This window comes from Xanthomonas maliensis, assembly GCF_009192945.1.
In the GTDB taxonomy this organism is placed as follows: Bacteria; Pseudomonadota; Gammaproteobacteria; order Xanthomonadales; family Xanthomonadaceae; genus Xanthomonas; species Xanthomonas maliensis.
Map to the genome: position 1 here is coordinate 25,232 of NZ_NSET01000045.1, position 10,588 is coordinate 35,819.

Here is a 10,588-nt window from a genome sequence, read left to right on the forward strand (position 1 = left end):
TGTAATCGATTACATCCCGCACGCAAACCTACCTCATCCCACCACGGAGAGCGACCGCCCCAGCACTGCGGGAGCGGTCGCCAGCCTCACCAGTTCAGGCCGAAGGCCAACCGGAACGTCCGCATCGGCGAGGCCAGCACGCCGGTTGGCGTTCCGAACGCGGTGTTCAAGTCGTCGAAGGTACCGGTCTCAGTGTTATAGCCGGCGTAGTTCACCCAATTGAACACGTTGATGATATCCGCCCGCACGTTGAACTTGACGCCTGCACCGGTATCCCATTCCTTGTTTGCCGCAATGCTGAACTCCTTGTAACCCAGCGTCGAATCCGGCTTGTATTGAATGATGTAGCACTGGTCGTTCCCCGCCACGCAGTTCTGTCCATAACGCGGCGTCTGGCTGGCCAGCGAGAGCTTGCCCGACAGCTTGACCTCGTACGGCAGCTCGTAGATGCCGGTGACCACCAGACGATTCTTTGGAATGCCACCGGCTTCGCGCCAGCCGTAGTCCTGGATGCGCTCGCGATCCAACGCATAGTGCTCGCCGAATTGCCGGTTCTCCTTCGCATCGGAGTAGGTATACGCCAGCGTCAGCCCCCACCCCGATTCCTCGTCGAAGGGCTTCTCGACCTGCAGCGCGAGCTGGTTGTTGCGCGTCTCTACTCCGTTGGTACCGAGCACGATGACGCTGTAGCCATCGGGTCCATCGGCCGGAGAACCCGAGGTCGTGCCTGGGGCGAAGAAGCTGCCGTCCGGCCGCCGGTTGCCGCGCACGAAGGCGAAACCGTCGTGGCTCTCGATCCTGCTCAGGGTGACGTCGGTGTACCAGTCCTGCCCCCATAGCGGGACCAGGTTGCGCATGCCGATGCTGTACTGGTCGGAGTACGGCGTCTTGATGTTGTTGTTGATCAGGTAAACCTCGCGACCGCCGCCGCCGGCGCTGCTGGCCGCCAGCGCATCCAGGCCAGCCTGGCTGGCATAGGCCGGATTCCAGGCCGTGCATGGGTCGCCCAGACAGGCCGGGTTGTTGGCGCTGGTGAAGTAATAGCTATAGGACTTGAACGAATTGTTGAGCTGTTCCAGCGCCAGGTAATCGAAGATGTTGCGATCGTAGGCGCGGCCAGCACCGCCGTAGATGACATGGGCCTGGTCGCCGAACAGGTCGTAGGACGCGCCCAGCCGCGGCTGCCAGGCATTCTTGAACGCCTTTCGGTTGTTGCCGGTGCTGATGTAGTCGTTGATGTTGTAGTTGGCGTTGCGCAGGTTGCTCCAGTTCTGCAGCGCGCCGGCAACCTCGGTCGGGGTGACGAAGTCCAGGAACGCCGGAGTCTCCTCGTAGTCGTAGCGCACGCCCAGGTTGAGCGTCCAGTGCTCGTTGACCTCCCAGTCGTCCTGTAGATAGATGCCGTACTGCTTGTTCTTGGACACCACCGAACCGCCTCCCTCCACCAACGGCGCACCGAAGCGCACCCGGTAAGGCGTATCGGTGTCGGTGAGCACGTTGTAGTAGTACTGGGGGTTGGCTGGATTGAACTGGGTGGAGTCCAGATCGATGCTCTTGAACTTCACGCCCATCTTGACGGTGTGCGCGCCATGCCATTCCAGGCTGTTCAAGGTCAGGTCGTCCTGGAATGCCCAGCCCTTCTGCCCCTTGCGCTGGAAACTGCCGCCAGCGCCGGCGGCCAGCACCGTGGTCTCGTTGCCGCGACCGGGCGCGTAGCTCAGCACGTAGCCGCTGCCGTTATTGATTGGCGCCTGGTTCCAGAACGCGCTCTCGTAGCTGAGATTGGCCTCGTTGAGGAAGTTGGCGCCGCTGTACTGCCAGCGCAGGTTGGCGCGCTTCTCTTCCTGGCTGTTGACGCTGCCGTGCTCGTAGGTCGAGGTCTGGCCGACATCGTTGAGCTCGTCTTCCTTGCGGTACTTGCCGGTCAGCTCGAACAGGTTGTTGTCGCCGAGGGTCCAATCGATCTTGCCGAAGTACAGGTCTTCCTTGAACGGGGTGCTATAGGTCGCCACCAGCGGCTGCAGCTGCGCCGGCAATTGGTCGACGCGGTCCGAATAGATCGAACCGGGGATCACCACGTTGGGCGTGCTGTATTCCTTGGCCTCGTAGGCGATGAAGAAATGCGCCTTGTCCTTGAGGATGGGGCCGCTGAAGGTCGCGCCGTACTGGGTCTCCTCGAAGTCGTCGCGGACACCGGCCTTTTTTTCCAGCGGGCTCTCTTCGCGCCAGCCGTCATTGCTGGTATCCCAGAAGAAGCTGCCATGGAAGTCGTTGGTACCGGACTTGGACGAGGCGACGATCGCCGCGCCGGTCACCTGGTCGAACTCGGCCTTGTAGTTGGAGGTGATGACCTTGTATTCGCCGATGGCCGATTGCGGGAAGGGGTTGCCGCGGCTGGAGTCCTGGCCGCTGACACCGCCGGTGAGCACATAGTTCTTCTGGCTCACGCCATCGATGTAGACGTTGGTACCGTCGGCCGAGGTCGCGCCCGAGCGCACCTTGGTGGTGCCGTTGGCATCGCGGGTGAACTGCACGTTCGGCACGGTGTCGGCCAGCTCGAGGAAGTTGCGCGTGACCCGCGGCAGGTTCTCGATCTGCACATTGGAGATGTAGGTGGCGTTCTCGGAGGTGCGCGTCTCCACCAGCACCGGCGGCGCCTTGACCTGCACGGCATCGAGGGTGGTAGCGTTACCTGCATCGCCCGAGGCGGCCACGCCGCCGACGCCGATGTTCAAGGTTGCGGTCTGCCCGACCTGCACGGTGACGTTCTGCGAGTTGGTCTGGCCATTGGCGGTGACATCCAGACGGTACTGGCCCGGCGGCAGGCCGCCGACCGAGTAGCTGCCATTGCTGACCTGCACGCTACGGGTCAGTCCGGTGGCCAGGTTGGTGGCAGTGACCTGGGCCTGCGTGGCCGGTGCCGAATCGACCGTGACCTGGCCGCGAATGGTGGCGGCAGTGCTCTGCGCGAAGCTGGGTACCGCGCCCAGCAGCAGGCAACTGGCCAGCGCGCAGCTCAGCAGCGTGCGCGATGGACGGGAATGGGGATGGTGATGGCGCATTGGTCCCTCCAGGGATCGGTACAGACTTGTTGTTGTGGACACGGCAGTCGTGCTGGAACGAACGCTGCAAACGCAGCGGGTGCGGACAGGACGTCCGCAAAGTCGGAGCAATCAGGAATCGGGGCCGCGGGCGGCGCAGGACTCGCGCACCACCAGTTCCGGGGTGAGCAGCTGGCGCAGCTCGCCGTCCTGCCCTGGCTGATCGATCAGCCGCAGCAGGCGAGCCATGGCCTGTTCGCCCAGGCGGGCGATGCTGACCCGCATGGTGGTCAGGGCCGGATGGACGAAACGGGCCAGCGGGATATCGTCGAAACCGGCCAGCGCGATCTGTCCAGGAACGGCAATGCCGGCCTGCGCGAACGCATACAGGCAGCCCAATGCCGTCATATCGTTGGCGGCGAAGACCGCATCCGGCAACGCATCGGCCGTCAGCATCGCCACGCCGGCACGGTGCCCGGAGGCCTCGTCGAAATCGCCAGCGAACTCGCTGGCCTGCGCCGCATGGCCGAACGCTGCCATGGCGTCGCGGAAGCCGCGCAGACGCTCGCGGGCATCGAAGTTCAACCGCGGCCCGCCGATGAAAGCGATGCGTCGATGGCCCAGCGACAACAGGTGTTCGGTCATCGCCATCGCCCCGGCGTGATCGTCGATGCTCAGCACCGGGTAGGCGCTGCCGGGGACATGCGTATTGACCAATACCGTCGGCAAGGCCTGCGGCAGGTTGTCGGTCAGGAAGCCGGGCTGCTCGGCATAAGGCGACAGCGCCAGCAAGCCATCCACCCGCCCCCGCATCGCGCGCAACGCACGCCCCTGCACTTCCGGGTCGCCGTGGTAGCTGGAGACCAGCAGATGCTGGCCGGCGGTGCGGGCGGCGCCATCGATGCCGCGAATCAGTTCGGAAAAAAACTCGCCATAGAGATCCGGCAGGACCACGCCCAGGGTCTGGGTACGCCGACTGCTGAGACTGCGAGCGGCGGCATGCGGGCTGTAGCGCAGCCGCTTGGCGACATCCAGGACCTGTTGTCGCACCGGCTCGGCCACATTGTCGTGCCCATTCAACGCGCGCGAGACGGTCGCGACGGAGACCCGCGCTTCGCGAGCGACATCTTTGATGGTGACCGTACCCTTGGTCATGCGTGTCGCCCTCCGCGACCACGTCCCAAAAACTGGCGCGGACTGTAAGCGTTTTCATAGAGGGGCGTAAACCCCTTTGGCACATCGCGTGAAAACGCTTACATATCAATCACCTAAGAGTGAGTGAGGCGTGAAGAAACGTGCTGCGTCGCAACAATAAGCGCTGACATGCGTCGATAAACGAAGCACGACGAGGTCACACTCACTAGCCTGCGTTGCTGTACCGCGAGTACGGGACAGCCGAGGACAGGATCGGGACAAAACCGGATCAGCAACGCGTCGCCGCCACCCGCCAGCGCCGCTGGGTGGGCCTGTGGCCCCGGCTTCCGGTGCCGAGGCGTTGCGGCAATGGCACGTTCGCGGCGACCGCAAGACGCCATGGGGCGTGTCCGAGTGACGCGCGCCCGCGCCAGCCGCCCTGGAGCCGGCGCTCAGCCTACGCCCTGCCCGTCCTCCCCAGGCGCAAAGGCCTGGATCGATAGCGCGTGGATATCGGTTTGCATCATGTCGCCGACCGCGGCATAGACCGCACGGTGACGCGCCAGCAGCGCCTTGCCGGCAAAGGCCGTACTGACGATGCGGACGTTGTAGTGGCCGCGGCCATCACGGGCACCGGCATGGCCGGCATGGCGATGGCTATCGTCGACGACCTCCAGCGCGCTGGGTGCCAGCGCCGCCTGCAAGGCGTCGCGGATCCGCTCGACCCGGCTCACGGCAGCACCCTGCGGAACGGCCGCACATCGGTACGTAGATAAACTCCGGCGTCGACATAGGGATCGGCATCGGCCCACGCGCGCGCCTGCTCCAGGCTGGCGAACTCGGCAATCACCACGCTACCGCTGTACCCGGCCGGTCCTGGGTCTTCGGCATCGATGGCCGGACAGGGGCCTGCCACCAGCAGCCGGCCGGCGGCCGCCAGTTCCTGCAGGCGTTGCAAATGCGCAGGCCGCGCCTGTTGCCGCGCGGCCAGCGCATCGGCCCGGTCATGGCCTTCAATCACGTACCACACGCCTCACCTCACCCACACTGACTGCACAGACCAGGAGTGTAGCCGGGTCAGCGCTGGACACCGCCCCCGCCCACGCATTACCCTTGGCGCTACTGCACACGCAACCGGATGCAGCGGCCCGTCGGCCCAGGCTCCATGCCTCTCTCGACGACCGCATCGCTGCCCACCACCGGCCCGCGTAGACGACCTCCTCGCTGTTCCGTCGCCGCATGCCACGCGGCGCACGTTGTATGTGGATATGTGGAAGCGCGCCGGCACGGGTGCGCCAGTGATCGCAATAACTTCAAGGCAAAGCCCTGCAGGCGCGGCTTCGACCGCGGCCGGCGACCGCAAGACCGATGTCGACCTGATGAATTCCGAACGCGCGCACGTCGCGACTCCGCCAGCCACGAGCGCGCCGCCACAGCAGCAGGAAATGCCGCTGGCGGTGGTGCACGGGCAACCGGTCCTGCAGATCCCGCAGGATCTGTATATCCCGCCGGATGCGCTGGAAGTCATTCTTGATGCGTTCGAAGGTCCGTTGGACCTGCTGCTCTATCTGATCCGCAGGCAGAATCTGGATATTCTGGACATCCCCGTCGCCGAGATCACCCGGCAGTACGTGGACTACATCAACGTGATGCAGGAATTGCGCTTCGAGCTGGCCGCCGAATATCTGGTGATGGCCGCGATCCTGGCCGAGATCAAGTCGCGCATGCTGTTGCCGCGGCCACCCAGCCAGGACGGCGAGGAAGACGATCCGCGCGCCGAACTGGTGCGCCGTCTGCAGGAGTACGAGCGCTTCAAGCAGGCTGCCGAGGATCTGGACGCCCTGCCCCGTCAGGGCCGCGACACCACCCCCGTGCAGGCGCATCTGCCCGAGCGCGCCGCGATCAAGCTGCCGCCGCCGGTGGAGATGAAGGAAATGCTGCTGGCGCTGTACGACGTGCTCAAGCGCGCCGAGCTGTTCAGCGGCCACGCGATCAAGCGCGAGGCGCTGAGTGTGCGCCAGCGCATGGGCGACGTGCTGAGCCGGCTGGACGACGGCAAGTTTTACCGCTTCGAGTCGCTGTTCACCGCCGAGGAAGGCAAGCTGGGCGTGCTGGTGACCTTCCTGGCGCTGCTGGAGCTGGCCAAGGAACAACTGCTCGACATCGTGCAGGAGGCACCGCTCGCGCCGATCTATGTCAAATCGCTGGCCTTGGGCAACACCAACGCGCCCTTGCAGTTCTCCAGCGAATTCGACGACAGCGATACCGCCAACGCCACCACCTGAAGCCGATCACCGAATGGATCAAGCGCTGATCACCCGCATCATCGAAGCTGCCCTGCTGGCCAGCAACCAGCCCTTGCCGCTGACTCAGCTGCAGGGCTTGTTCCCGGAAGAGGAACCGGCCCCGCCCGGCAGCATCGAACGCGCCCTGGACCTGCTGCGCGAAGGCTGCGCCGAGCGCGGCGTGGAGCTGGTCGAAGTGGCCTCCGGCTTCCGCTTCCAGGTCAAGGCCGACGTGCATGGCTGGGTGGCGCGGCTGTGGACCGAACGCAAGACCAAGTACACCCGCGCAACCCTGGAGACGCTGGCGTTGATCGCTTATCGCCAGCCGATCACCCGCGGCGAGATCGAACAGGTCCGCGGGGTGGCGGTCAGCAGCAACATCATCCAGGCGCTGGAAGAGCGCGAATGGATCCGGGTGGTCGGACACCGCGACGTGCCCGGCAAACCGGCGCTGTTCGGCACCACCAAGGGGTTCCTGGACTACTTTGGGCTCAAGCGGCTCGACGAGCTGCCGCCATTGTCAGAGTTGAAGGACATCGCCGAACTGGAACCGCAGTTGCCGCTGGATCGCGACGGCCAGCCGGCGGGCGCGCTGGCAGCCGGCGCTGCTCTGCCGGACGCCGGCGACGCCGCAGCGGCCGAGGCTGGCGCGGAGGCCGCCGCGGCGCCGCAGGCACCGGCAGTTGCCGACGCCGATGCAGCGCCAGCGCCAGAGATTGCTGCGACGGACGAAGCAGCCGACACACGCACCACCGAAACACGCCCCGAGTCGCCAGGCTTGGACGCGCACGCAACAACGCAGGACCCGGTCGCCGCGCTTGAACAGGCGGCGACGGCGCAGCACCCAGACCACGCCCGCGAGGGCGACCCCGACACCGCGCCGGGTACGCGCGCGGATGCAGTGAACGAAGACGAAGACAACGCCGTCGCGACGACGACCGTGGCTGTTGACGAAGCCGATTCCGACCCAGAGGCCGATCCGCAACGCGGCGGCCGGAGCCAGACACATGAGTGACACCCCCCGCAAGCTGTCGTTGAACAAGCTCTCCCTCAAGCGCGACAGCGCGCCCGAAGCGCCGAAGCTGGAAGAGCGCCTGCACAAGGTTCTGGCCCAGGCCGGCCTGGGTTCGCGCCGCGCGCTGGAGCAACGCATCGCCGATGGCCTGATCAAGGTCAATGGCGCCGTCGCGCAGACCGGCATGTCGGTGCGCAGCGGCGACAAGATCGAACTGGACGGGCGCAGCTTCGTGGCCAGCGCACTGACCGAACCGGCGCGCGTGCTGCTCTACAACAAGCCCGAGGGCGAAGTGACCACGCGCGAGGATCCGGAAGGCCGGCCGACCGTCTTCGAGTCGCTGCCGGTCCTGAAGGGCTCGCGCTGGATCGCCATCGGCCGCCTGGACATCAACACCACCGGCCTGCTGCTGCTCACCACCGACGGCGAACTGGCCAACGCGATGATGCACCCCTCCTACGAGGTGGAACGCGAGTACGTGGTGCGCGTGCGCGCACCCGAGGGCGAGGAAAAAGTGCCCGACAGCATGATCGAGCGGCTCTCGCGCGGTGTGTTGCTGGAAGACGGTGGCGCCAAGTTCGATGAGATCGAGCGCATCGGCGGCACCGACTCGCACGACTGGTTCCGGGTGGTGGTCAAGGAAGGCCGCAATCGCGAAGTGCGCCGGCTGTGGGAATCGCAGGGCTGCCAGGTCAGTCGCCTCAAGCGCACCCGCTACGGCAAGGTCGCGCTGCCGCGCGAGCTGCTGCGCGGCCACTCGGTCGAACTGGCGCAGGACAAGGTCGAGGCCTTGCGCAGCGAACTGAAGCTGGAAGAAGGCGCCCCCTCGGCGCTGACGCTGCAGCCGGTGATCGGCCAGCGCCGCGCCGCCAAGTCCACCGTCCATGTGGCTCGCGATGGCGGCCGTAGCAATGCCTACGTCAATGGCCAGACCTCTGGTGCCGACGAAGGCCGCGAACTGCGCCGTTTCGACAACCCACGCGAAGAGCGTGGCCGCGGTCGCGGCGGCAAGGGCGGCGGCTTCAAGGGCGGCTTGACGGTCAGCGGCGAAGCGGCCGCCAAGCAGTCGCAGCAGCGTCCCTTCAAGCAGCGTGGCCCGGCCAAGGGCGATCGCTCGCTGCCGGAAGGCAATCCGGCCGCCTTCCGGAGCTGGTATGTGCCCGATGGCGTGACCACCGGCCCGAGCAACCACCGCAATGCTGGTCCCAGCGGGCAGGCACGTCCCTATGGCAAGAAGGGACCGGGTGCTGGCGGCGGCGCACGCACCGGTGGTCAGGGTCAGGGTCAGCCACGCGGAGCCGGTGGTGGCCAGCCAGGCCAGCGCAAGCATCCCTACGGCCATCCGGGCAATGCGCCGGTATTCCCGTCCGACCATGCCACCCCGGGCTTCAGCCCGTACGGTGCGGCACGCCCGGCTGGTGCCCGGCCCGCCGGCGGTCGTCCCGGTGCCAATCGCGGCCCTGGCGGCGGCAACCGTGGCCCCGGTGCGGGCGGCCGTCCGCCCGGTGGCGGCAACCGTCGCCCGCCTGGCGGCAACCGCGGTCGTTGAGTTCGCACACCGCATAAACAACGACGGCCCTGCGAGGGGCCGTCGTTGTTTGTGGCCGTCGCCGTAGGCGTCAGCCGGCCCACTGCTGCCACAGCGCCTTGGGCGCGTCGCCGAACAGCGCGCCGTTGTCGCGTTGCTTCGGTGGACCCGCGCTTCGCGGACGGATTCGCCATTCGGGAAGGCGACGTTGCGCCGTACCTCGTCGGCCTTGAGTGCTGCGCGCGGCCGGGCTTTGTCGGCGTCTTCGCCGCTGGCGACGCTGTCCGACGACGGCAGGCGGTCGCAACCTTGCGGCGATGATGAGGACTGCAAGCGCCATGTTGCGGAGCGAACGGGCGCGGCCTACGAGGCCGCATCGATGGCCTTACGCAGCATTCTGACAACACTGTCAGCGAGACGTCAGCGTGGGGTCGCCCTGCGGCGACTACGGTGACCGCCTGTTCCCGCTGCCGGTGCCGCCCGTGACCGCCCTGCCCCTACCGCCGGTTTCCCGCCGCCTGAGGCCGTTCGCGGCGCTGTTGAGTGTGCTGCTGCTCGGCGGCTGCATGGTCGGCCCGGACTACGTGCGTCCGGCGCCGCCGGCCGGCGCACAGCAGCCGTTCGCCGAAGCCGACAACGGCTGGACGCCCGCCGCACCGGCGGCGGCCGATCCGGCGGCGGCGTGGTGGACCCGCTACGGCGACCCGCAGCTGGATGCCCTGGTCGCGCAGGCCGACCGTGCCAACCAGACACTGCTCCAGGCCGAGGCACGCTATCGGCAGGCGCAAGCGCTGGTCGGCAGCGCGCGTGCGGCCGAGATGCCGGCGCTGGGCGTGCAGGCCGCGACCACGCGCGCGCGCAACGTCGCGCTCAAACCGGGCGCGCGCGACGCCGATACGCTGGAGCTGAGCGCCAGCTGGGAGCCGGACTTCTGGGGCCGGATACGACGCAGCGTCGAACAGGCCGGCGACAGCGCACAGGCCAGCGCCGCCGATCTGGCGCAGGCACGGCTGTCGCTGCAGGCCGCAGTCGTGGCCGATTACCTGCAACTGCGTTTCGATGACCAGATCCTGGCGCTCTACCAGCGCACCCTGACCGGCTATCGCGACGCGCTGCGGCTGACCCAGGCGCGCGTGCGCGCCGGGGTTGCCAGCACCGCCGATGTGGCCGCCGCCGAAGCCACCCTGCACAGCACCGAAGCCGCATCGACCGATCTGGCGCTGTCGCGTCGGCAGTTGGACCATGCGCTGGCCGTGCTGCTTGGCCGTACCCCGGCCGAATTCTCGCTGGCGGCCAGCGACGCACCATTACCGGCGCTGCCCCCGGCCCCGGAAGCACTGCCCTCGGTGCTGCTGCAACGGCGCCCGGATATCGCCGGCGCCGAGCGGCGCATGGCCGCGGCCAACGCCGGCATCGGCGTGGCGGTGGCAGCGTGGTTCCCGACCCTGTCGCTGAGCGCCAGCGGTGGCTACGACAGCGCGGGACTGGCCTCGTTGCTGAGCGTGCCGAACCGGGTCTGGGCGGTGGGCGCGGCACTGGCCGGCACGCTGTTCGATGGCGGCGCCCGCCACGCGCAACGTGCGCA

At 67.1% G+C, this 10,588-nt stretch carries 8 protein-coding genes; 4 read left to right on the forward strand and 4 right to left on the reverse strand.

The genetic code is table 11. The features are described 5' to 3' along the window. Positions 1–86 precede the first annotated feature (86 nt). The 4 genes from CKY51_RS14320 to CKY51_RS14335 all read right to left on the reverse strand — a co-directional run bounded on the left by CKY51_RS14320 (position 87) and on the right by CKY51_RS14335 (position 5,205). Complete coding sequence (locus tag CKY51_RS14320) at positions 87–3,062, reverse strand: TonB-dependent receptor (protein WP_152249411.1); 2,976 nt, start codon at positions 3,060–3,062, stop codon at positions 87–89. 111 nt (positions 3,063–3,173) lie between these two features. Further along, positions 3,174–4,196 (reverse strand): LacI family DNA-binding transcriptional regulator, encoded by a 1,023-nt coding sequence (locus tag CKY51_RS14325; protein ID WP_022971270.1) that lies wholly within the window; start codon positions 4,194–4,196, stop codon positions 3,174–3,176. 431 nt (positions 4,197–4,627) lie between these two features. Continuing rightward, a complete protein-coding gene (locus CKY51_RS14330) occupies positions 4,628–4,909 on the reverse strand; it encodes a BolA family protein (protein ID WP_022971271.1) in 282 nt (93 codons plus the stop codon). After that, positions 4,906–5,205 carry a YciI family protein gene (locus CKY51_RS14335; protein WP_031338832.1) on the reverse strand — a complete coding sequence of 100 codons (300 nt, stop codon included), beginning with the start codon at positions 5,203–5,205 and terminating at the stop codon, positions 4,906–4,908. The genes CKY51_RS14330 and CKY51_RS14335 overlap by 4 nt, the downstream gene beginning before the upstream one ends. A 349-nt stretch (positions 5,206–5,554) precedes the next feature. Here CKY51_RS14335 and CKY51_RS14340 point away from each other — a divergent pair, with 349 nt between their 5' ends. From CKY51_RS14340 to CKY51_RS14355, 4 genes are all read left to right on the forward strand, one after another. Beyond that, positions 5,555–6,460 carry a segregation and condensation protein A gene (locus CKY51_RS14340; RefSeq protein WP_022971272.1) on the forward strand — a complete coding sequence of 302 codons (906 nt, stop codon included), beginning with the start codon at positions 5,555–5,557 and terminating at the stop codon, positions 6,458–6,460. A gap of 13 nt (positions 6,461–6,473) precedes the next feature. Further along, on the forward strand, positions 6,474–7,475 hold the full coding sequence (gene scpB / locus CKY51_RS14345; protein WP_211904901.1) for an SMC-Scp complex subunit ScpB: 1,002 nt from the start codon (positions 6,474–6,476) through the stop codon (positions 7,473–7,475). Beyond that, a complete protein-coding gene (locus tag CKY51_RS14350; RefSeq protein ID WP_022971275.1) occupies positions 7,468–9,024 on the forward strand; it encodes a pseudouridine synthase in 1,557 nt (518 codons plus the stop codon). The genes scpB and CKY51_RS14350 overlap by 8 nt, the downstream gene beginning before the upstream one ends. A gap of 461 nt (positions 9,025–9,485) precedes the next feature. Beyond that, positions 9,486–10,588: efflux transporter outer membrane subunit (locus tag CKY51_RS14355; protein ID WP_152249413.1), on the forward strand; the 1,103-nt coding region annotated here is incomplete at its 3' end.